Source organism: Jiangella gansuensis DSM 44835 (genome assembly GCF_000515395.1).
Taxonomy (GTDB): Bacteria; Actinomycetota; Actinomycetes; order Jiangellales; family Jiangellaceae; genus Jiangella; species Jiangella gansuensis.
This window is the reverse complement of the sequence record NZ_KI911782.1, coordinates 2,924,450-2,946,283: the sequence shown is the minus strand read 5'-3', so window position 1 is coordinate 2,946,283 and position 21,834 is coordinate 2,924,450. Positions and strand designations below refer to the sequence as shown.

General features: G+C 71.1%; 21 protein-coding genes. 11 read left to right on the top strand and 10 right to left on the bottom strand.

The annotated features are described in order from the left end of the window. Positions 1–2: 2 nt before the first annotated feature. The 5 genes from JIAGA_RS0114220 to JIAGA_RS29770 all read right to left on the bottom strand — a co-directional run bounded on the left by JIAGA_RS0114220 (position 3) and on the right by JIAGA_RS29770 (position 6,489). On the bottom strand, positions 3–2,558 hold the full coding sequence (locus JIAGA_RS0114220) for an ABC transporter permease (RefSeq protein ID WP_026876182.1): 2,556 nt from the start codon (positions 2,556–2,558) through the stop codon (positions 3–5). After that, the gene (locus JIAGA_RS0114215) at positions 2,555–3,313 is read right to left on the bottom strand and encodes an ABC transporter ATP-binding protein (RefSeq protein WP_026876181.1); all 759 of its coding nucleotides are present in this window, start codon (positions 3,311–3,313) and stop codon (positions 2,555–2,557) included. Before JIAGA_RS0114215 ends, JIAGA_RS0114220 begins: the two co-directional genes overlap by 4 nt. Before the next feature lie 179 nt (positions 3,314–3,492). Then, positions 3,493–4,173, bottom strand: coding sequence for a response regulator (locus tag JIAGA_RS0114210; protein ID WP_035812536.1), 681 nt, complete (start codon positions 4,171–4,173; stop codon positions 3,493–3,495). 2 nt (positions 4,174–4,175) lie between these two features. Next, a complete protein-coding gene (locus JIAGA_RS29775; RefSeq protein WP_035812534.1) occupies positions 4,176–5,441 on the bottom strand; it encodes a sensor histidine kinase in 1,266 nt (421 codons plus the stop codon). Positions 5,442–5,556: 115 nt separating this feature from the next. Further along, the gene (locus JIAGA_RS29770) at positions 5,557–6,489 is read right to left on the bottom strand and encodes a RecB family exonuclease (protein WP_084470320.1); all 933 of its coding nucleotides are present in this window, start codon (positions 6,487–6,489) and stop codon (positions 5,557–5,559) included. Between the two features lie 60 nt (positions 6,490–6,549). Here JIAGA_RS29770 and JIAGA_RS0114195 point away from each other — a divergent pair, with 60 nt between their 5' ends. From JIAGA_RS0114195 to JIAGA_RS0114180, 4 genes are all read left to right on the top strand, one after another. Continuing rightward, positions 6,550–7,656: a site-2 protease family protein gene (locus JIAGA_RS0114195; protein WP_035812533.1), complete on the top strand. Its 1,107-nt coding sequence runs from the start codon at positions 6,550–6,552 to the stop codon at positions 7,654–7,656. 198 nt (positions 7,657–7,854) lie between these two features. Beyond that, the gene (locus tag JIAGA_RS0114190) at positions 7,855–8,721 is read left to right on the top strand and encodes a tRNA (adenine-N1)-methyltransferase (RefSeq protein WP_035812531.1); all 867 of its coding nucleotides are present in this window, start codon (positions 7,855–7,857) and stop codon (positions 8,719–8,721) included. Positions 8,722–8,924: 203 nt separating this feature from the next. Beyond that, the gene (gene arc, locus JIAGA_RS0114185) at positions 8,925–10,610 is read left to right on the top strand and encodes a proteasome ATPase (RefSeq protein ID WP_026876177.1); all 1,686 of its coding nucleotides are present in this window, start codon (positions 8,925–8,927) and stop codon (positions 10,608–10,610) included. A 14-nt stretch (positions 10,611–10,624) separates the two neighbouring features. Further along, positions 10,625–11,905, top strand: coding sequence for a hypothetical protein (locus tag JIAGA_RS0114180; RefSeq protein WP_026876176.1), 1,281 nt, complete (start codon positions 10,625–10,627; stop codon positions 11,903–11,905). On the opposite strand, the gene JIAGA_RS29765 is transcribed toward JIAGA_RS0114180, so the two are convergent. Genes JIAGA_RS29765 through JIAGA_RS0114160 form a run of 4 tightly spaced genes read right to left on the bottom strand, consistent with a single transcriptional unit; the run spans position 11,881 to position 14,197 of the window. Continuing rightward, entirely contained in the window at positions 11,881–12,387 is a 507-nt protein-coding gene (locus tag JIAGA_RS29765) for a hypothetical protein (protein WP_035812529.1), read from the bottom strand. The two genes, JIAGA_RS0114180 and JIAGA_RS29765, sit on opposite strands and share 25 nt — an antisense overlap. Then, the gene (locus JIAGA_RS0114170; RefSeq protein ID WP_157553155.1) at positions 12,384–12,965 is read right to left on the bottom strand and encodes a hypothetical protein; all 582 of its coding nucleotides are present in this window, start codon (positions 12,963–12,965) and stop codon (positions 12,384–12,386) included. The genes JIAGA_RS29765 and JIAGA_RS0114170 overlap by 4 nt, the downstream gene beginning before the upstream one ends. Beyond that, on the bottom strand, positions 12,965–13,564 hold the full coding sequence (locus JIAGA_RS0114165) for a hypothetical protein (protein WP_026876174.1): 600 nt from the start codon (positions 13,562–13,564) through the stop codon (positions 12,965–12,967). Before JIAGA_RS0114165 ends, JIAGA_RS0114170 begins: the two co-directional genes overlap by 1 nt. A gap of 54 nt (positions 13,565–13,618) precedes the next feature. Beyond that, positions 13,619–14,197, bottom strand: a complete 579-nt coding sequence (locus JIAGA_RS0114160; RefSeq protein WP_026876173.1) for a TetR family transcriptional regulator — start codon at positions 14,195–14,197, stop codon at positions 13,619–13,621. A gap of 48 nt (positions 14,198–14,245) precedes the next feature. Between JIAGA_RS0114160 and JIAGA_RS0114155 the strand changes: the two genes are divergently transcribed. Then, positions 14,246–15,202, top strand: a complete 957-nt coding sequence (locus JIAGA_RS0114155) for a DUF2867 domain-containing protein (RefSeq protein WP_035812528.1) — start codon at positions 14,246–14,248, stop codon at positions 15,200–15,202. 36 nt (positions 15,203–15,238) lie between these two features. Then, positions 15,239–16,279 (top strand): Gfo/Idh/MocA family protein, encoded by a 1,041-nt coding sequence (locus JIAGA_RS29760; RefSeq protein ID WP_051426082.1) that lies wholly within the window; start codon positions 15,239–15,241, stop codon positions 16,277–16,279. A 63-nt stretch (positions 16,280–16,342) separates the two neighbouring features. On the opposite strand, the gene JIAGA_RS0114140 is transcribed toward JIAGA_RS29760, so the two are convergent. Further along, positions 16,343–16,723: a nucleotidyltransferase domain-containing protein gene (locus JIAGA_RS0114140; RefSeq protein ID WP_026876171.1), complete on the bottom strand. Its 381-nt coding sequence runs from the start codon at positions 16,721–16,723 to the stop codon at positions 16,343–16,345. Between the two features lie 86 nt (positions 16,724–16,809). On the opposite strand from JIAGA_RS0114140, the gene dop reads away from it, so the two are divergent. The 5 genes from dop to pafA all read left to right on the top strand — a co-directional run bounded on the left by dop (position 16,810) and on the right by pafA (position 21,781). Continuing rightward, a complete protein-coding gene (gene dop / locus JIAGA_RS0114135) occupies positions 16,810–18,321 on the top strand; it encodes a depupylase/deamidase Dop (protein WP_026876170.1) in 1,512 nt (503 codons plus the stop codon). 244 nt (positions 18,322–18,565) lie between these two features. After that, positions 18,566–18,775, top strand: coding sequence for a ubiquitin-like protein Pup (locus JIAGA_RS0114130; protein WP_026876169.1), 210 nt, complete (start codon positions 18,566–18,568; stop codon positions 18,773–18,775). Further along, positions 18,776–19,615: a proteasome subunit beta gene (gene prcB / locus JIAGA_RS0114125; RefSeq protein ID WP_026876168.1), complete on the top strand. Its 840-nt coding sequence runs from the start codon at positions 18,776–18,778 to the stop codon at positions 19,613–19,615. Positions 19,616–19,668: 53 nt separating this feature from the next. Beyond that, positions 19,669–20,409: a proteasome subunit alpha gene (gene prcA, locus JIAGA_RS0114120; RefSeq protein ID WP_026876167.1), complete on the top strand. Its 741-nt coding sequence runs from the start codon at positions 19,669–19,671 to the stop codon at positions 20,407–20,409. Between the two features lie 10 nt (positions 20,410–20,419). Continuing rightward, complete coding sequence (pafA, locus tag JIAGA_RS0114115; protein WP_026876166.1) at positions 20,420–21,781, top strand: Pup--protein ligase; 1,362 nt, start codon at positions 20,420–20,422, stop codon at positions 21,779–21,781. Positions 21,782–21,834: the final 53 nt, after the last annotated feature.

Genomic DNA, 21,834 nt, shown 5'->3' with positions numbered 1-21,834 from the left:
GGTTACTCCGTCGTGATCGCCCGCAGCACGTCGAGCTTCGCCGCCCGGCGCGCCGGCCAGACCGCGGCCAGCACCCCGATCACGGCGGCCAGCAGGACGAACACCACCAGCTGGCCGCCCGGGATCGACAGCACCTCGAGGCCGTCGTCGGCGATGGCCTGCTGCAGAGACACCCCGAACAGCAGGCCGAGGGCCACGCCGAGCACCGCACCCAGGACGGCGATCGCGATGGACTCCAGCCGGATGGTGCGGCGCAACTGCCGCCGGCTCAGGCCCACGGCGCGCAGCAGCCCGACCTCGCGGGTACGCTCCATGACCGACAGCGCCAGCGTGTTGACGATACCGAGCACGGCGATGAGTACCGCCAGCCCCAGCAGCGCATACACCAGGAACAGCAGCTGGTTGACCTGGTCGCGGGACTGCTGCTTGTACTCCTCCTGGTCCTGCACGGTGACCGTGGGCAGGTCCGCTGTGGCCTCGTCCAGGCCGGCGTGCAGGGTGGTGAGGTCCGCGCCCTCGTCGGCGACGACGTAGAGCATCGAGTCGACGGCCGGTACCGCGCCGTCCTCGAGCGTCTGCTGGCTGACGATGACGCCCCCGGACAGCAGCGGCGACTGCGCGTAGACACCGACCAGCTCGATCTCCTCGTCCGACCCGGGCAGCGTCAGCCGGACGGTGTCGCCGACGGAGAGCCCTTCCGACTCGGCCTGGTCCTCGCCGATGAGGAATCCGCCGTCGCCGAGGTCGTCGGAGCCCTCGACGATCTCGATGTCCGCCGCGCGGCTGTACGCCGCCGGGTCGAAGGCCTGCAGGTACGTCTGGTCGCCGTCGACGAGCCCCGGTGCGGCCCGGACGGAGACGACCTCGTCGACGCCGTCGACCTGGCTGACCGTCTGCGCCACCGCCGGCGAGAACGGCTGGCCCACCGCGTTGGACACGACGAACTCGGCCCGGACGCCGTCGTCGAGGGCACGGTCGACGGTGGCGTTGGCCGACGCACCCACGATGGAGATGGCCGTCACCAGCGCCATGCCGATCATCAGCGCGGACGAGGTGGCCGCGGTACGGCGCGGATTGCGCAGCGCGTTCTCGCGGGCCAGCCGGCCGACGGTGCCGAACGCGGACGGGTACCAGCCGGCCAGGACCTTGAGCAGCGGCGGCGCCAGCACCGGCGCAAGCAGCGCCACCCCGATGAAGACCCCGAGGATGCCGACGCCGACCAGCAGGGCGGCGTCGTTCACGCTGGTCAGCAGGCCGACCGCCATGGCGCCGCCGCCGAGCAGCACGAGCGCACCGCCCAGCCAGCCGGACCGGCGCCGCGACGACTCCGGCAGGACGACGTCGTCGCGCATCGCGGCCACCGGCGGCACCTTGGACGCGCGCCGGGCCGGCACGTACGCCGCCACCATGGTGACCACGATGCCGACGACGTAGGACACGATGATGGTGCGTGGCGCCACCACCAGGCCGCCGCCGAGCTCCAGCCCGAACGCCCCGAATACGGTCTTGAGCAGCTGCGCCACTCCCAGCCCCAGCAGCAGGCCGAGGGTGGAACCCACCACGCCGACGACGGCCGCTTCCAGCATCACCGACCTGGTCACCTGTTGCCGCCCGGCGCCGAGCGCCCGGTACAGCGCCATTTCCTGCGAGCGTTGCGCCACCAGGATCGAGAACGTGTTCAGGATCAGGAAGATCCCGACGAACAGCGCGATCGCGGCGAACACCAGGAGGAACGTGTTGAAGAACCCGAGGCCCTCCTCGATCGCGGACGCGGTCTCGTCGTCGACCTCGGCACCGGTGAGCGCCTCCAGGCCGGACGGCAGGGCCGCGCGGACCTCGTCGCGGACCTCCTCGGGCGTGCTGCCCTCGGCCGCGGTGACGGAGATGCGCGAGAAGCCGTCCTCGCCGCCGAGGAACAGCTCCTGGGCGGTGCGCGTGTCGAACACCGACAGGCTGGCGCCGGCCAGGCTGCCGGACTCGCCGAACCGCACGACGCCGACGAGTTCGGCGCTGACCCGCGGCTCGTCGCCGGTGCTGACGAACTGCACCTCGTCGCCGAGCTGATAGCCGGAGTCCTCGAACGTGCGGTCGTCGAGCGCCACCTCGCCGGGGCCGTCCGGCACCTCGCCGTCGACCAGCTCCAGCACCTGGCTGCCGTCGGCCGCGGGACCGTCGTGCCAGTTCACGGCGACGCCGGGGGCGCCCTGGGTGGTCATGAGCTCGCCCTCGGAGTCGAGCACGAACATGCTCTGGCTCTCGATCTCGCCGTCGGCGCGATCGACCCCGGGCAGCTCGGCGACGTCGTCCACCACCTCGGCCGGGATGGTCGTGGTGGTGCCGGCGTTGAAGCCGGCGAAGAAGTCCGCGTCGCCGGGCAGGTCGGGCCGGACGACGACGTCGGAGGACAGGCCGCCGAAGATGTCGTCGAAGGTCCTGTCGATCGTGTCGGTGAAGACGTAGGAACCCGCGACGAACGCCACGCCGAGCACGATGGCGAACGCGCTCATGGCCAGCCGCAGCTTCCGCGCGGCCAGGTTCTTCAGGGTGGCGCGGATCATGCCTGCCCCACCGCGTCGAAGCCCTTCATCCGCTCGAGAACCTTCTCGGCGGTGGGGTCGGCCATCTCGTCGACGATGAGCCCGTCGCCGAGGAACAGCACCCGGTCGGAGTACGCGGCGGCGTTCGGGTCGTGCGTCACCATGACGATGGTCTGCCCGAACTCGCGCACCGAGCGGCGCAGGAACGACAGCACCTCGGTGCCGGAGCGGGAGTCGAGGTTGCCGGTGGGCTCGTCGGCGAAGATGATGTCGGGCTTGCTGACCAGGGCCCGGGCGCACGCCACCCGCTGTTGCTGCCCACCGGAGAGCTGATTGGGCTTGTGGGTGAGCCGGTCGCCGAGCCCGACGGTGGCGATGACGGTGTCGAACCACTCCTTGTCGAGGTCGCGGCCGGCGATGTCGAGCGGCAGTGTGATGTTCTCCCGCGCCGTCAGCGTCGGCACCAGGTTGAACGCCTGGAAGATGAAGCCGACGCTGTCACGGCGCAGCTTCGTCAGCTCCTTGTCGTTGAGCTTGCTCAGTTCGGTGTCGCCGATGTACACCTCGCCCGACGTCGCCGAGTCCAGGGCCGCCATGCAGTGCATGAGCGTGGACTTGCCGGACCCGGACGGGCCCATGATGGCGGTGAACTGGCCGGCGGCGAACTCCACCGACACGCCGCCGAGCGCGGCGACCTCGGTGTCGCCCGTCCCGTAGATCTTGGTCAGGTCCGCGGCGCGGGCCGCCGTGCGCGGCGAGCTGGGATCCGTCGTCACCGGTGCGCTCCTCGTCAGCTGGTCGTTCTATCGTGTTCCACGCTAGGACTCCGACCCGGCGAGATGATCGGCGAACGGCACGGTCTGCCCGCTCCGTCGTGGGGACGACCCGGGAGCGGGGGTCGTCCGCGAGGAGTACGACGAGACTCGGCGCCACGCCCGTCCGGGCGGCGGACGGGTCAGATGGCGCCGGGCTGGACCAGGCCGCTCTCGTAGGCGAACACGGCCGCCTGAACCCGGTCGCGCAGCCCCAGCTTCGTGAGCACGTTGCCCACGTGCGTCTTCACCGTGGTCTCGGACACCACGAGCTCGGCGGCGATCTCGGCGTTGGAGTAGCCGCGGGCCACCAGCGTCAGCACCTCACGCTCGCGGTCGGTGAGGTGCTTCAGGTTGGCCGGGGTGGGGGAGTCGGCGGCCGGGAAACGGGTCGCGAACATGTCGAGCAGCCGGCGGGTGATGCTCGGCGCCACCACGGCGTCGCCCCGCGACACCGTCCGGATGGCCGTCACCAGATCCTCGGCCGGCACGTCCTTGAGCAGGAACCCGCTGGCACCGGCCCGCAGCGCCTCGACGACGTATTCGTCCAGATCGAACGTGGTGAGCACCAGCACCCGCGGCGCGGCGGCGCGCTCGGCGCCCGTGATCAGCCGGGTGGCCTGCACGCCGTCCATGCGCGGCATCCGGATGTCCATGAGCACCACGTCGGGCTGCAGCGCCCGGGTGTCGGCCACCGCGGCCTCACCGTCACCGGACTCACCCACGACGGCGATGTCGGCCTCCGCCTCGAGGATCATGCGGAACCCGGTGCGCAGCAGCGGCTGGTCGTCGACCAGGAGCACCCGGATGGGCTGGGCCGTCATCGTCACACCGTTCCGTTCTGTTCGGTCATGTTCCGCGACGCGTTCGCCGCGCGGGCGGCCTCGTCGTAGGGGATCTTCGCCCGCACCTCGAAACCCCCGCCGCGGCGCGGGCCGACCGCGAGGGTTCCACCATAGAGGGCGACTCGTTCGCGCATACCGAGCAGGCCGTGACCCGGCCGGCCGCCCTCCAGCGCCGCCGCGACACCGTGGCCGTCGTCGCAGACCTGGAGGTGCAGCTCGGTCGGCAGGTACCGGACGTGGACGGTGGCGGCCGACGGGCCGGCGTGCTTGATGGTGTTGGTGAGCGCCTCCTGGATGACCCGGAACGCCGTCAGCTCCACGCCGACCGGGACCGCGCCCGGCTCGCCGTCGACCTCGACCCGCACCGGCAGACCGGCCGAACGCATGTGCTCGGCCAGCTCGTCCAGGTCCGCCAGACCGGGCTGCGGGGTCAACGTGGCCAGCTGCGGGACGTCGCGGCCGTCGCCGTCCGGGGTGCGCAGGACGCCGACGACGCGGCGCATCTCGGCCAGCGCGGCCCGGCCCGTCTCCTCGATGGAGCGCAGCGCGTCGGCGCTGCGCTCGACATCGCGGTGCAGCGACCGGCGCGCGCCGGCGGCCTGCACCGTCATCACCGACACGTGATGGGCGACGACATCGTGCAGCTCGCGGGCGATCCGCGAGCGCTCCTCGGCGATGGCGGCCCGCACCTCCACGTCGTTGGCCCGTTCCAGCCGCCGGGCGCGGTCCTCCAGTTCGGCGGTGTACAGGCGCCGGTTGCGCACCGCCCGGCCGACCCCCCAGGCGCCGACGATCAGCAACACGCTGATGAAGATGCTGGCGGCGCTGTCCATGGACTGTTCGGGATGGCGGGCGCTGCTGGCCGCCGTGTATGCCATGGACGCGGCCACGTTGACGGCCAGGACCGCCAGTGACGGCAGCAGGGCAGCGTAGTTGGCGGCGCTGTAGACCGCGATCAGCATCACCATCGCCGCGGTGGGCATCGCGTAGTCGACGGCGACGAAGCTGAACAGTCCGGCCGCGACGACCAGGCCGACCGGGACCGGCCAGCGCCGCCGCACGATCAACGGCGCCGTGATGGCCAGCACGACGACCACACCGAGCGCGTCGCCGTCCTGGAAATCGATGCCGTTGGGGTCGGTGTAGACGAACAGCGCGATGACCGCGGAGACGGCGAGCACCACGGTCAGGCTGGCATCCAGCAGCCACGGGTGGATCCGCGGGAACAGTCGGGAACGCGCCGTCACGCGATCAACGGTAGGCCGCCCGGCCGGTGCCGCGGCTCGTCCGTGACGGCGAGGTGTGGCCTCCACCGGCAGGATGACACGCCCGGGCTCGGAGCCCACCAGGCCGGCGAAGCCGCTAGGCGTCGACCGGTGACGTGCGCGGCGACGGCGCCTCGTCGTCAGCGTCGGCCACGACGGTGGACGGCAACGGCGGCGGGGTGCCGCCGTAGGCCGGGCAGAGCGCCTGGTGGCTGCACCAGTCGCACAGCCGGCTGGGGCTGGGCCGCCAGTCGCCGCTCTCGGTGGCCCGCTGGATGGCCTGCCACAGCGCAGCCAGCTTGCGTTCGGTGGCGCGCAGGTCGGCCTCGTCCGGTTCGTAGCGCAGGATCTCGCCACTGCCCAGATAGACCAGCTGCAGCAGCCGCGGCACCCGGCCGTGCAGCCGCCACAGCACCAGGGCGTAGAAGCGCATCTGGAACATGGCCCGCTGCTCGAACCCGGCACGCGGCGCCTTGCCGGTCTTGTAGTCCACGACGCGGAGGTCACCGGTCTGGACGGCGCGGTCGAGCCGGTCGACGTAGCCGCGAAGCCGCAGCCCGGACTCGAGTGTCGTCTCGACGTACAACTCCCGCTCGGCCGGTTCGAGATGCCGTGGATCCTCCAGGGCGAAATACCGCTGCACCAGCTCTTCGGCGCTGGTGAGCCACGTGGCCAGTGCCGAGCCGTCGCCGTCGTCGGTGAACAGGTCGGCCACCGCGGGCTCGAGTTCCAGCAGCTCGTCCCAGGCCGGCCGCACCATGGTGCGGGCGCGCTCGGGAGTGCGCTCGGCGGCGGGCAGGTCGAACAGCCGCTCCAGGACGCTGTGGACGACGGTGCCACGGGTGGCGTCGGGACTGGGTGGTTCGGGCAACCGGTCGATGGTGCGGAAGCGGTACAGCAACGGGCAGGTCATGAAGTCGGAAGCCCGCGACGGCGACAGGCTCAGCGCCCGTTCTTCGGCGTCGGTGCCGTCCGCCCGCGCAGCGGCGCCGGGGGTCTCCTCGGCGGCGGTGCGGATGCGGATGGTCATGTTCGCGAGCGTAGAACACACCACCGACAGAGTGGCCGGCACACGCCGTAGCCTTGTGCTGTGGCGACTCGTGACGGGCGGAAGCTGAGCCTCGGGCGGATGGCGGGCATACCCGTGCACGTCAGCCCGACGTGGTTCATCGTGGCTGCGGTGATCACCTACTGGGGCGAGCCGCTGGTCACCGACTATCTGCCCGGTCTCGGCAACGGCGCCTACGTCGTGGCCGGGGCGTTCGCCGTCCTGCTGTACGTGTCGGTGCTGCTGCACGAGTTCGGCCACGCCCTCACCGCGCGCGCGTTCGGCCTTCCGGTGCGCGGCATCACGCTGCACTTCCTCGGCGGCTACACCGAGATCGAGCGCGAGTCGCCGACACCCGGCCGCGACATCGTCGTGTCCGCGGCCGGTCCCGCGCTGTCGCTGGTGCTGGGCGGGCTGGGGCTGCTCGGCACCCAGGTCGTCGACGACGACGTGCTTCGGTTCCTGGTCTGGGAGCTCGCCCTCGCCAACCTCGTCGTCGGCGTGTTCAACCTCCTCCCGGCGCTGCCGCTGGACGGCGGGCACATGCTGCGGGCCACGGTGTGGCGGCTGAGCGGCGACGAGAACCGGGGCACCGTCGTGGCTGCCCGGGCCGGGCAGGTCCTCGCGGCCCTCGTGCTGGTGACGCCGTTCGTGCTCAGCGGCGGTCAGCCGACCCTGTTCGGCATGGTGTGGGCCGGGCTGGTGGCCGCGCTGATGTGGACCGGCGCCACCCAGGCGCTGGCGGTAGGGCGGATGCGCGCCCGGCTGCCCCGGCTCGACACCCGGACGCTGGCGCGGCGGGCCGCGCCGGTCGCCCCGGACCTCCCCGTGTCCGAGGCGCTCAAGCAGGCCGACCTCGCCGGGGTCACGTCCCTCGTGGTGGTCGACAGCGCGGGCCGTCCCACCGGCCTGGTCAGCGAGGCCGCGGTGACCGCCATCCCGGAGCAGCGCCGGCCGTGGGTCACCATCGCCCAGTCGGCGCGCTCCTTGGAGAAGGGCATGGTGCTGGCGCTGGACGTCACAGGCGACGCGCTGTTGCGCGCCATCCGGGAGACACCCGCGTCGGAGTACCTGGTGGTGGACGAGCACGGCCGCGTGTACGGCGTGCTCGCCACCGCCGACGTCGACGCGGCGCTGGCCGCCCGCTGACCCGCCCGTCTCGCCTGCCCGCCCGGCCCCGCCGGCCCGTCCTACTCGGTTGATCTTGGAGCAATGGCGGAATCGCCGCCCGATTCGTCCGGTAGATTCCGCGAGAACTCCAAGATCAACGGGTGGGTGAATGGGAGCGGGCGGGGCCGGGACCTCCCGCCGCGAAGCGGAACCCGCCGCGCCGATAGCCTGCACCGCATGTCCGCGACCGAATCGTCCCGCCGCACCGGCCCGTTCCGGGTCGGCGACCAGGTGCAACTGACCGACCCCAAAGGCCGCCACCACACCATCACGCTGGCCGACGGCAAGGAGTTCCACACCCACAAGGGCTCTTTCCGTCACGACGCGCTGATCGGTGAGCCGGAGGGTTCTGTCGTGGTGTCCACCGGCGGGACGGCGTACCTGGCGCTGCGGCCCTTGCTGGCGGACTACGTGCTGTCCATGCCGCGTGGCGCGGCGGTGGTCTATCCGAAGGACGCCGGGCAGATCGTGGCCATGGCCGACGTCTTCCCGGGCGCCCGGGTGGTCGAGGCCGGCGTCGGGTCCGGCGCGTTGACCATGTCGCTGCTGCGGGCCATCGGCCCGGACGGCACCCTGCACTCCTACGAGCGGCGCGCCGAGTTCGCGAAGATCGCCGCCGCGAACGTCGAACGGTTCTTCGGCGGTGAGCACCCGGCCTGGCGGCTCACCGTCGGCGACCTCGTCGAGAGCCTCGACGACACCGAGGTCGACCGGATGATCCTCGACATGCTGGCCCCGTGGGAGTGTGTCGACGCGGCCGCGCGCGTGCTGGTGCCCGGCGGGGTGCTGTGCTGCTACGTCGCCACCACCACTCAGCTGTCCAAGACGGTCGAGACGATCCGGGAGAGCCAGCGGTTCACCGAGCCGGCCTCGTGGGAGACCATGCTTCGCACCTGGCACGTCGAGGGCCTGGCCGTGCGGCCGGACCACCGCATGATCGGGCACACCGGCTTCCTCGTGTCGGCGCGCCGGATGGCGCCCGGCGTCACCCCGCCGGCGCGTCGCAGGCGCCCCGCGCCGGGCAACACGGAACCCGCCGAGTAGCGCGGCTGAGCGTGAGCCGGCGCCTCGGCGCAGGTCGGACGGGGGTGGAACCCGTGGTGCCGGTCGCGAGTTGGGGTAGAGACAATCACCGCCGGATGACACCGAACGTCAACATCTGGTCACTACCTGATCTCCTGCGTGGCGTTCGGGCGCCGCGACTGTAGGGTCTGGCTATAGACGACCCCCTTACGAGGAGGTGCGAGATGGCTTCGTACGACGATGGCTTCGACCACGGCCGTCGGGGCTCCGGGCGGGAGCCGTCCGACATGGCTGGGGAGGTGGCGTTCCTCGAGGCCCGCCTGGCATCGGTGAACGCCCAGAACGAGCGGCTGGCGGCCACTCTCCGCGAGGCGCGCGACCAGATCGTCGCGCTGAAGGAGGAGATCGACCGGCTGGCGCAGCCGCCGTCCGGGTTCGGCACCTTCCTGGTGCGACACGACGACGGCACCGTCGACGTGTTCACCGGCGGCCGCAAGCTGCGCGTGGCCGTCAGCCCCGAGGTCGACCTCGACGAGCTGCGGCCCGGTCAGGAGGTCATGCTCAACGAGGCTCTCAACGTCGTGCGCGCCCTCGAGTACGAACGCATCGGCGAGGTCGTCATGCTCAAGGAGCTGCTGGCCGACGGCGATCGCGCCCTGGTCATCGGGCACACCGACGAGGAGCGGGTGGTGCGCATCGCCTCCCCGCTTCAGGACTCCGGCTTGCGCGTCGGTGACTCGCTGCTGCTGGAGCCGCGCGCCGGTTTCGTCTACGAGCGCATCCCGAAGTCCGAGGTCGAGGAGCTCATCCTCGAAGAGGTCCCGGACATCGACTACACTGACATCGGCGGCCTGACGCGGCAGATCGACCAGATCCGCGACGCGGTCGAGCTTCCGTTCCTGCACGCGGAGCTGTTCCGCGAGCACGAACTGCGCCCGCCGAAGGGCGTCCTGCTCTACGGCCCGCCCGGATGCGGCAAGACGCTGATCGCCAAGGCGGTCGCGAACTCCCTGGCCAAGCAGATCGCGAAGCTCAAGGGGATGTCCGAGCACAAGTCGTACTTCCTCAACATCAAGGGCCCGGAGCTGCTCAACAAGTACGTCGGCGAGACCGAACGGCACATCCGGCTGGTCTTCCAGCGGGCTCGTGAGAAGGCCAGCGAGGGCACGCCGGTCATCGTGTTCTTCGACGAGATGGACTCGCTGTTCCGCACCCGCGGGTCCGGCGTGTCGTCCGACGTCGAGAACACCATCGTCCCGCAGTTGCTGAGCGAGATCGACGGCGTCGAGAGCCTCGAGAACGTCATCGTCATCGGCGCGTCCAACCGCGAGGACATGATCGACCCGGCCATCCTGCGGCCCGGTCGCCTGGACGTGAAGATCAAGATCGAGCGACCGGACGCCGAGGCTGCTCGCGACATCTTCAGCAAGTACCTCACGACCACCCTGCCGCTGCACCCCGACGACCTCGCCGAGCACGGCGGCGACTCGGCGGCGACGACGGCGGCCATGATCCAGCGGGCGGTCGAGAAGATGTACTCCGAGACCGAGGAGAACCGGTTCCTCGAGGTCACCTACGCCAACGGTGACAAAGAGGTCCTGTACTTCCGCGACTTCAACTCCGGCGCGATGATCCAGAACATCGTCGACCGGGCGAAGAAGATGGCGATCAAGGACCTCCTCGACACCGGCTCGAAGGGCCTGCGGGTGCAGCACCTGCTCACCGCGTGCTTCGACGAGTTCAAGGAGAACGAGGACCTGCCCAACACCACCAACCCCGACGACTGGGCGCGCATCTCCGGCAAGAAGGGCGAGCGGATCGTCTACATCCGCACGCTCATCTCCGGCAAGCAGGGCAGCGAGGCCGGCCGGTCCATCGACACCGTGGCCAACACCGGCCAGTACCTGTAAGGGGCCCGTCCGCGGTGAGAGGCGCCGTCCTGCTCGACGCATGGCGGCGCCTTCGCCGTTGCTGGCCCGCCCTGGTCGCCCTGGCCGCGGCCGGTCTGGTGGTGCGTGAGTTCACCCTCGACGCGGCGGTCTGGGCCGGCCGGCACTCGGCGGTACTCGGGCTGCTGGTCCTGGCCCTCGTGCCGCTGAGCGCGATGCTCGTGACCGTCGCGATGCTGCTGGTCATGCGGCCGTCCACGGTGCCGGCCGGGCGGCGCGTGCGCACGGTGTTCGCCGTGCTCGGCAGCATGATCGTGCCGTTCCTCGTCGTCTACGAGCACTACGGCACGCTCGAACAGGACCAACGGCAGTACTACAACGAGTCCGCCCACGACACCGTCGCCCTGATGGGCAGCGGTCTCGAGGTGGGTTCCCGCATCCCGCAGGCGGCGTCCGCCGTCGTCCTCGGCACCGCGCTCGGCGCGCTGGCGGTGCGCTGGCTGGCCGGCCGGCTGGCCCGCCGCCGTGAGCACACGTCGCTGCGCCGGGGCATGCTGCAGGCGCTCGGCGGTTACTGCGACGTGGTGTGGATCGTGCTGAGTGTCTTCGTGATCGCGCTGGCCACGTCCATCGGCCGGGAGTGGCTCGGCACGCGCGTGGTGACCGAACGGATCAACACCTGGCGGGAGGGGCTGACCGAGCGGTTTCAGGCACTGGCCACTCTGTCGGAGATCGCCGGCCCGGCCGGAGAGGTGCTGGCGGCGGGCTTGTTCGTGGGCATCGTGGTGCCGATCTCGTGGCTGGCCTTCGGCGCGGTTGTGTACGGCACCCAGCCGGCGGCGGCCGTGTCCGTGTCCGGTGACGGCGCGTCCCGGGCATCACGGCTGGTCGGACGGGTGTCGGCGCGGGTGGGCGAGCGCACGGTGGAACGCGCCTGGCGGGCGAGCCTCGACTCCGAGCGGCGGTTCGGACCGCTCATCGGTGGCGTGGCCATGATCTGGCGGTCCGGGTGGAACTCGGCGCTGCTGTTCTGCCTGGCCTATGTCGCGGTGGGGCAGGTCGGGTACGTCATCTGGGGCGCCGCGCGGCTGGTCGTCGGTCCCGCGCCCATCATCGACTGGCTCGCCGTGGCCCGGCCGCTGGACATGGTGACGACCATCGTCGTCCAGATACTCTCGGCGGCCCTACTGGCCGCGGCGGCCGACGCGCTGGTGGGGCGGCTCCCGGTGACCTCGACGGTGGCGGCGGAACCGGCCGCGGGCGGCGCTCCCGCCGAGATCCGCTCCGCCGGTCAGCCGGCGGGCAGCAGCCAGTAGTCCGGCAGGGTGCTGAGCGACCGCACCCGTACCGCGTGCGGCTCACTGTCGTCCGGCAGCATGAAGTAGACGACGCCGCCCGGCTCGTCGCCGCCGCAGGCGAGGCCGAAGGTCTCGTCGTCGAACGACGGCAGGTAGTGGCCGCGGCTGCCGTATCGGAGACCCTCGGTGTCCTGCAGCGTCACGTCGCAGGACAGCGACTCGTCCGCGGGCGTGCCCTCGACCTCGGCCCGCCAGACGGTGTGCCCGGCCGGGATCGGGTCGTCGGGATCGGGTGCCTCGGCCGGGCCGAAGCTCGCCAGCCGCAACCCGACGCCGTCGACGGTGGTCCAGCCGTCGGCGCCGGGGGAGTGGGCGACGTGTTCGCCGTTGGGCCACCACTGCTCGCGCGCGGATTCCGACGCCGGCCAGGTCAGCGCGCCGAGGGCCAGCACCATGGCCGGCAACGCCAGCCGGTTGCGCCGCCACCAGCCGCCGCTCATGCGTCCTCCGTCGCCAGCTCGCGACCACGTGGGACCAGGGGCTCCGGACTAGGCGCTTCGACGGTCAGCGGCACCTCGGCCGCCGCCCGCGGTACGGCGCGGCGCGGCGCGTCCGGGCTGATCACCGGGACGACCTCACCGGCGACGTCGTCGGGCACTTCGAAGACCACCTCGCCGCGCTCGGTGATCAGCGGATCGAACGCGCTGCCCACCATCGGGTTGGACGAGCGGTCGGTCTGCCGGAACTCCCGGCCGGCCGTGTCGCGCAACGCCATCTCCGCGATGGTGGCCGGTTCGGTGAGGGCGGCGGCGGACACGTCGACGGCGATCCACGTGCCCGCGGACTCCAGCTCGTCGAGGCCGTCGGACAGCACGGTCGCGGAGCGGACGCCGTGCACCGTCACCCGGACCGGCTCGATGTCGAGCACCGTGCCGACCGCGCCGGTGCGGACGAACGGCGCGTTCACCGGCCAGCGGGACTCGGCCTCGGAAGCCAGGGCGCCCGCCGCCACGGCGACCAGCGTCATAGCGGCCAGGCCGGTCCTGGAGGGCCGGCGCCGCCGGGCGTGCCGCGCCATCAGTCCTCCTCGGCCAGTTCGTCGCCGACGGCATCGTCGCGGGGCACGACGGTAGTGGCCGCGACGCCGTCGACCCGCCACACCTGGCTGGAGTCGATGGTGCTGTCGTCCAGCCGCAGCCGGACGTAGTCGAGTGGGAGATCGTCGTCGGCCAGCGCGTCGCCGGCGAGGACGTCCCCGGGCAGCGGCCACAGCAGCAGGACCTGACTCGGCAGGCCGGGCTGCAGGTCCGGACCCCGGCGCAGGTCGGGCAGGAGGACAACCTGTTCCGGATCGTCCACCCCCAGGCCGTCGGGCAGCGCGAGCGCGTCGTCCGGGAACTTCGTGGTCAGGTCGGTTGCGGCGGTGACCTCGGCCGCGAGCACCAGCCAGGCTTCGGCGCCGTCGATGCCCTCCAGCGCCCGGGTGGCGATGTCGTCGCGGACGGTCCACGCATGGGCCGCGAGCTCGGCCGGGCCGGCGTCGACGGGGTCGCCCGCGGCGGCCGTCTCGCGCGGCGGGGGAGCGGCGGCACCGAAACCCCCGGTCACGGCGACGGCGCCGGCACCCGCGGCGACCACCGTCCCCGCGGCGATGGCCCAGCGCAACGACGTCCTCATCGCGGGCGATCATACGAGATCACGCCACGCGACCGCCGACAATCGGTCAGCCGGTCACGCCGGCTGGGTGGGATTGGCGAGCACCTCGAGCATCGTGTCCAGGAAGGCGGGCGAGAGATCTGCCTCACCGGGTGTCGCGTGCGCGAGCTGTGCAAGCCCGAGATAGCTGGTGTAGGCGAGCTGGGCCCGGCGCGCCGCCTCGTCCGGTGAGAACCCCAGCTCGGCGAACTGTTCGGCGAGGTAGCCGAGGCGTCGGCGGGTGACCCGGGCCAGCACCGGGGCGACGAGCGGATGGCGGGCGGTCGGCTGCAGCGCCAACTCCGCGCGCGCACCCTGGTCGTTGCGGCTCTCCACCGCCCCGACGATCAGGGCGCGCAGGCGGGGCAGGCCCGCGGGCAGGACGTCGATCTCGGCGATGACCTCTTCGGTGTCGACGCGCTCCCACAGCTCCAGCGCCGCCGTGATCAGCGCGTCCCGGCCGGTGAAATGCCAGTAGAAGCTGCCCTTTGTCGCGCCGAGACGGACCGCGATCGGCTCGACGGCGACGGCGGCGAGTCCGCCGTCGGCCAGCGCCTCGAACGCCGCGACCGTCCAGTCGGCGGCGGAAAGACGTTGTCTCGACGGCACAGCCATACGGTACCGTATGGTTACGCCATACGGTGGCGTATGGAAGGGGATCGCATGAGAATCCGCAACGTCCACGAGAGAGTCGTCGACGCCGGCGCGGAGGACATCGCGCCGCTGTTGGCCACGATGGGCCAGCCCGACGACGTGCTCTACCCCCCGCTGTGGGAGCCGATGCGGCTCGATGGGCCGCTCGCGGTCGGTGCGAGCGGCACCCACGGCACGATCAGCGCCTACGAGCCCGGTCGGCTGGTCGAGTTCACGTTCCCTGACGGGCTCGGCATCACCGGCACGCACACCTTCACCGTGACAACGCTCGGTCCGGGGCGCTCGGCTGTCCGGCACGAGGTCGATGCGGACGCCGGGCCGGCGGCGTGGCTCGCCTGGAAGACCCTGATCGAGCCGTCCCACGACGCCGTCCTCGAGCAGGTGCTGGACCGCCTGCAGGCCGCCGTGGATGCGCCGCCCGCGCGCCCGACCGCCTTGTCCGCTTACGCACGACTGCTGCGCTGGTTCGAGCGGCCGAGAGCCCGCGCAGTCGAGCAGCCGCAGGCCGGCCTGATCGTCGGCGCACTGCCGCGAGTCGACGACTCCGACGTGTTCGTGATCGAGCGCCGCCGCGAGACTCCGGCCGACCCGGACCTCTGGGCGCAGGCGATCTTCACCGACCTGCCGCCGTGGGGCGGCGCGCTGATGGGGATACGCGAGCGCCTCGTCGGACTCGTCGGAATCGACCGGGGGAGTCCGGACACCTTCGCCGTCATCGAGCGGGGCGAGGACGAGGTGCTGCTCGGGGCCGACGCCGGTCATCTGGACTTCCGCACCGCGGTGCGGTGCGAGCCGACACGGATCGTACTGAGCGGTGCCGTGCAGCTGCACGATCGACGCGGACGGGCCTACTATGCGCTGATCCGCCACCTCCACCCGTTGATCGTGCGCGCGATGTTCAACCGAGCCGCCTACCGGCTGGCACGCAAGGGCGTCCCAGCACCTGCCGTCCACGTGGCCGCGTAGCCGAGCGATCGGGACGGGAGGATAGGTTCGGGTTCCGTGACTTCCGAACGCGCCATCGGGTGGGGCATCGTCGCCACCGGATCCATCGCCCACTCCGTCACCGGTGACCTGCGCCTGCTGGAGAACAGCCGGCTCGCGGCCGTCAGCTCCCGGCTGCACTTCCGGGCCGAGGAGTTCGCCCGCCAGTACGGTGTCGAGCGCGCCTACGACGACGTCCGCGCCCTGGTCGAAGACCCGGCCGTCGACGTCGTCTACGTCGCCACGCCACACGCCCAGCACCCACCGGTGGTCGAACTCGCCCTCGAAGCAGGCAAGGCCGTGCTGTGTGAGAAGGCGTTCAGTACGTCCCTGGCCGAGACCACCCGCCTGGTGGAGTTGGCCCGCGACCGGGGGGTGTTCTGCATGGAGGCCATGTGGACGCGGTTCAATCCGCTCATCGTCCAGCTGCGGCAGCTGGTCGCCGACGGCGTCATCGGCGACGTCCGGTCCGTCTCCGCCGACCTCGGGTTCGTCGCGCCGCACGACCGGTCGCATCGGCTGTGGGACCCGGCACAGGGCGGCGGCGTGCTGCTCGACGTCGGCATCTACCCGGTGGCGTTCGCGCAGATGCTGCTGGGCGCGCCGCAGGATGTCACGGTGAGCGGTTCGCTGAACGAGCAGGGCATCGACGCCGAGGCGGGCATGCTGCTGCGCTGGACCGGCGGTGCGCGGGCGCACCTGGAGGCATCCCTCGTGTCACCGGTACCCGGCTCGGCGCTGGTCCTGGGCACGACCGGCCGGCTGGAGGTGCCGCCGCGGTTCCACCACCCGTCGCTCCTGCGGCACGTGAACACGCCCGGCCGCGGGGTCGAGGAGGTCCGGGAGATCGAACTGGAGGCCGAGGGCCGCGGTTACGTCCCGATGCTGCGCGCCGTGGCCCAGGCCGTCCGCGAGGGCCGCACCGAGTGTCCGGAGATGCCGTTGTCCGACACCGTCGAGATCGCCGCCATCCTCGACGAGGCGCTGGGCCTGCTGGGCGTGGAGTACCCGGAACCGGCACCCCTTGGCGCGCTGGGCGCCGCTCAGCGATCCAGGTAGGCGACCGCCCGCAGCGCGGCGACGTCGTCGGCGGCGGAACGCAGCAGGCGCAGGATCCGCGTCTCATCGACCACGGCGCACCCTTTCGGCGAACTCGCGGTGCGCCCGGGTCAGTCGGGGCAGTTCATCGGCATAGATCTTGCGCGTGGTGGCGGTCCAGCGCACGCGCGCCGGCGGGTCGTCGTCGAAGAGGACGATGCCCTCCATTGCGGCCCGTCCGGCCAGCTCCAGTGGGGCGTGGTTGAGGACGAGAAGATCGACCCGCGGTGGCAACAGGATCTCGAACTGCTGAGGGGGGTTCGCAGGCCACCAGGCGGCGACGTCGAGATCGGACTCGGGCCGGTGGTCGCCGCGCGCTCGACTGCCGTGGACCAGGGCGAAGCTCGCACCACGGGCGCGTAGCGCCGCGATCGTCGTGGCGACACGGTCGTCGAGCTCGGTCATGGCCCTGCCTCGCAGAGAGATCGTCCAGGCAAGTGTATAGACGTCGCCGCGTGGGTGTGGGGCGGTCGCTGCCGTAGGCTCGATGCATGAGTGCCCGGCGCATCATGGGAATCGAGACCGAGTACGGCATCTCGGTGCCGAGCAACCCCGCGGCCAACTCCATGTTGGCGTCCTCGCAGGTGGTGAACGGCTACGCCGCTCAGCGTGCGCACGCCCGGCGGGCCCGCTGGGACTTCGAGGAGGAAAACCCGCTGCGCGACGCCCGGGGCTTCGAACTCTCCCGGGGTGGCGCCGACGCCAGCCAGCTCACCGACGAGGAGATCGGGCTGGCCAACCTCATCCTCACCAACGGTGCACGGCTCTACGTCGACCACGCGCACCCGGAATACTCCTCTCCCGAGGTCACCTCGCCGCGCGACGCCGTCGTGTGGGACAAGGCCGGCGAGTCCATCATGGGGGTGGCGGCCAGCTGGGCCGGCCGGCTTCCCGGTGCGCAGCCCATCCAGCTGTACAAGAACAACATCGACAACAAGGGCGCCTCGTACGGCTGCCACGAGAACTACCTGATGAACCGCGCGACGCCGTTCGCCGACATCGTGCGCCACCTCATCCCGTTCTTCGTGTCGCGTCAGGTGGTCTGCGGCGCCGGCCGGGTCGGCATCGGCCAGGACGGCAGCACCGACGGCTTCCAGATCTCGCAGCGCGCCGACTACTTCGAGGTCGAGGTGGGGCTGGAGACCACGCTGAAGCGCCCCATCATCAACACGCGCGACGAACCGCACGCCGACCCCGAGCGGTACCGGCGGCTGCACGTCATCATCGGCGACGCCAACCTGTCCGAGATCTCCACGTACCTGAAGCTCGGCACCACGGCCCTGGTGCTCGCCATGATCGAGGAGGGCTTCCTCGCCGGCGACCTCACGGTGTCCCGGCCCGTCGGCGCGCTGCACGACGTCTCCCACGACCCGTCCCTGCGGCACCTGGTCGAGCTGGCCGACGGCCGCCGCATCACCGCCGTCCAGCTGCAGACCGAGTACGCCGAACAGGCCCGCAAGTTCGTCGAGGACCGCTACGGCGCCGACGTCGACCCCGTCACCGCCGACGTCCTCGGGCGCTGGGAGGCCACGCTCACCGCTCTGGCCACCGACCCGATGTCGCTGTCGGACCAGCTCGACTGGGTGGCCAAGCTGGCATTGCTGGAGTCCTACCGCGACCGCGACGGCATGGACTGGTCGCACCCGAAGCTGCACCTGATCGACCTGCAGTACGCCGACATCCGGCCCGAGCGGGGGCTGTACCGGCGGCTGGTCGCCAAGGGCCGGATGCGCCGGCTCGTCACCGACCAGGACATCGACGACGCCGTGCACCAGCCGCCCGAGGACACCCGCGCGTACTTCCGCGGCCGCTGCCTGGACAAGTACGCCGACTCGATTGCGGCGGCGTCCTGGGACTCCGTGATCTTCGACCTGCCCGGCCGCGAGGCGCTGCAGCGGGTGCCCACCCTGGACCCCTCCCGCGGCACGCGCGCACACGTCGGTGACCTGCTCGACGCCTGTGACACCGCTGTCGAGCTGGTGAGCGCGCTGACCAAGCGCTGACGGCGGCCCCGCGCCCGGCTCCACGCCCGCCGGGTTGGAAATGATCACGTGGCGTTGGGGTGCTCACGCCTCACCACCCATGCATGCCTGGTGAGGCGTGAGTTCGCCTGGTGGCCCGCCGGCCGCGGGCGCTTCGCTGTCGGCGTAACCCGCGATCTCACTCGACCGGAGACGGCCCGGGGGCGGCATGATGTCACCACTCCTGGATAGGGTCGGGACTAGGCGACCGAGGTGGAGGTTGGCGATGGCGCGTGAGACAACCGGCGGCCACAAGCAGCCGCGGAAGAACGAGGACGTCGAGGATACCGAGACGGCCGAAACGAGCGAAGAGCTCAAGGAGCGGCAGGACAAGCTCGATGACGACGTCGACTCCATCCTCGACGAGATCGACGAGGTGCTGGAGGAGAACGCCGAGGACTTCGTCCGGTCGTTCGTGCAGAAGGGTGGAGAGTAAGTGGACGTGTCCCGCATCGGCAGCCTGCCGGCGGCGTTCCTGACCCCGGGGACGTCGTCGTTCACGGAGTTCCTCCGGCAGCACTCACCCGAGTTGCTCCCTGGGAACCGGATACCGGCCGGCGCCGACGCGGGCGGCCTGGCCCCGCACGGCACCACCATCGTGGCCACGACGTTCTCCGGCGGCGTGGTGATGTCCGGTGACCGGCGGGCCACCAGCGGCAACCTCATCGCCCAGCGCGACATCGAGAAGGTGTTCCAGGCCGACGAGTTCTCGGCGGTGGGCATCGCCGGCAGCGCGGGCATCGCGACCGAGATCGTGCGGCTGTTCCAGCTGGAGCTGGAGCACTACGAGAAGATCGAGGGCACGGTGCTGTCCCTAGAGGGCAAGGCGAACCGGCTGTCGCACATGATCCGTGGCAACCTCGGCCTGGCCATGCAGGGCTTCGTCGTGGTTCCGCTGTTCGCCGGCTACGACCACGGCAGCGGCGAGGGCCGCATTTTCTCCTACGACGCCACCGGCGGGCGGTACGAGGAGCACCAGTTCTACTCCGTGGGCTCCGGCTCCATCTTCGCCCGCGGCGCGCTGAAGAAGCTGTACCGCGACGACCTCACCGTCGACGAGGCCATCACGGTCACCGTCCAGGCGCTGTACGACGCCGCCGACGACGACTCCGCGACCGGCGGTCCGGACCTCCAGCGGCGCATCTACCCGATCGTGGCGGTCGTCGACGGCGACGGCTTCCGCAAGCGTGACGAGGCCGCGGTCGCGGAGATCGTCGAAGCGGTCGTCGAGGCCCGCAACACCCGCCCCGACGGCCCCGTCGCCCCGTTGCGATGACCGGTCAGACCACCCAGAGCCGCTGAGTAACACGTCCGTCGAGAGGACCATCGGTGTCGATGCAGTTCGGTTACGTTTCGCCCGAGCAGATCATGAAGGACCGGGCCGACTATGCCCGCAAGGGCATCGCTCGCGGCCGGTCCGTCATCGTCATCCAGTACGCGGGCGGAATCCTGTTCGCGGCCGAGAGCCCGTCGCCGTCGCTGCACAAGATCAGCGAGATCTACGACCGCATCGCGTTCGCCGCCGTCGGCAAGTACAACGAGTTCGAGAATCTCCGCCAGGCCGGGGTTCGGCTGGCCGACCTGCGGGGGTATTCGTTCGACCGGGTCGACGTGTCCGGCCGGGCGCTGGCCAACGTCTACGCCCAGACGCTGGGCACCATCTTCACGCAGGACCCGAAGCCGTACGAGGTCGAGCTCGTGGTGGCCGAGGTGGGGCTGACCTTGGGCGACGACCAGATCTACCGCATCACCTACGACGGCTCGGTGGCCGCCGACAGCGGCTTCTCGGTCATGGGCGGGGCGGCGGAGCAGGTCGGGCGGTACGTCAGCGAACACTTCAGCGAGGGCGCATCGCTGGAGGGTTCGCTGCGCCTGGCCGTCGACGCGCTCGGCCGAGACACCGACGAGCCGCGGCAGTTGGCCACGTCGTCCCTCGAGGTCGCCGTCCTCGACCGGGACCGGCCGCGGCGCACGTTCCGGCGTATCCCGCGAGCGATGCTCGATTCGTTGCTGAACCGAGGTGATTCCGAGCCTGGACCGGAGCCCGGCTCAGAGCAGTCGGGCGACTAAGGTCGACATCATGGACCGCCGCATCTTCGGGCTCGAGAACGAGTACGGCGTCACGTGCACGTTCCGCGGACAGCGGCGCCTGTCGCCGGACGAGGTGGCGCGCTACCTGTTCCGGCGGGTGGTCACCTGGGGCCGCAGCAGCAACGTGTTCCTCTCCAACGGCGCCCGGCTGTACCTCGACGTGGGCAGCCACCCCGAGTACGCGACGCCCGAGTGCGACTCCATCACCGACCTGGTCACGCACGACAAGGCCGGTGAGCGGGTGCTCGAGGGCCTGCTCGTCGACGCGGAGAAGCGGCTGGCCGAAGAGGGCATCGCCGGCGACGTCTACCTGTTCAAGAACAACACCGACTCCGCCGGCAATTCTTACGGTTGCCACGAGAACTACCTGGTCGGCCGGCACGGTGAGTTCTCCCGGCTGGCCGACGTGCTCATTCCCTTCCTGGTCACGCGGCAGATCATCTGCGGGGCCGGCAAGGTGCTGCAGACCCCGCGGGGCGCGGTGTTCGCCGTCAGTCAGCGGGCCGAGCACATCTGGGAGGGCGTGTCCAGCGCCACCACCCGCAGCCGCCCCATCATCAACACCCGTGACGAGCCGCACGCCGACGCCGAGCGGTACCGGCGGCTGCACGTCATCGTCGGCGACTCCAACATGAACGAGTGCACCACGCTGCTCAAGGTGGGCGCCACCGACCTCGTCCTGCGCATGATCGAGTCCGGCGTCGGGCTGCGCGACATGACCCTGGAGAACCCGATCCGGGCCATCCGCGAGATCAGCCACGACCTCACCGGCCGGCGCAAGGTCCGCCTGGCCGGCGGGCGTGAGGCATCCGCGCTGGAGATCCAGGAGGAGTACTTCACCAAGGCGCGCGATTTCGTCGAACGGCGCGAGATCGCCACCCCCGCCATCCGCCGGGTCCTGGAGCTGTGGGAACGCACCATCAAGGCCATCGACTCCGCCGACCTCGCGCTGGTCGAAGGCGAGATCGACTGGGTCACGAAGTACCGGCTGATCGAGCGGTACCGGGCCAAGCACAACATGACCCTGACGCACCCCCGGGTGGCGCAGCTCGACCTCGCCTACCACGACATCCACCGCGGCCGCGGCCTCTACTACCTGCTCGAGAAGCGCGGGCAGGTTCAGCGGGTCGCCCGCGATGTCGAGATCTTCGAAGCGAAGTCGGTGCCGCCGCAGACCACCCGGGCGAAGCTGCGCGGTGAGTTCATCAAGCGCGCCCAGGAACGGCGCCGCGACTTCACCGTCGACTGGGTGCACCTGAAGCTGAACGACCAGGCCCAGCGGACTGTCCTCTGCAAGGACCCGTTCCGCTCCGTCGACGAGCGGGTGGCCAGGCTGATCGAGGGCATGTAGGCGTAAGCTGCGTGCCGCGACCCGTTCAGGTAGTTCTCAGGTGCTGCGTTTAG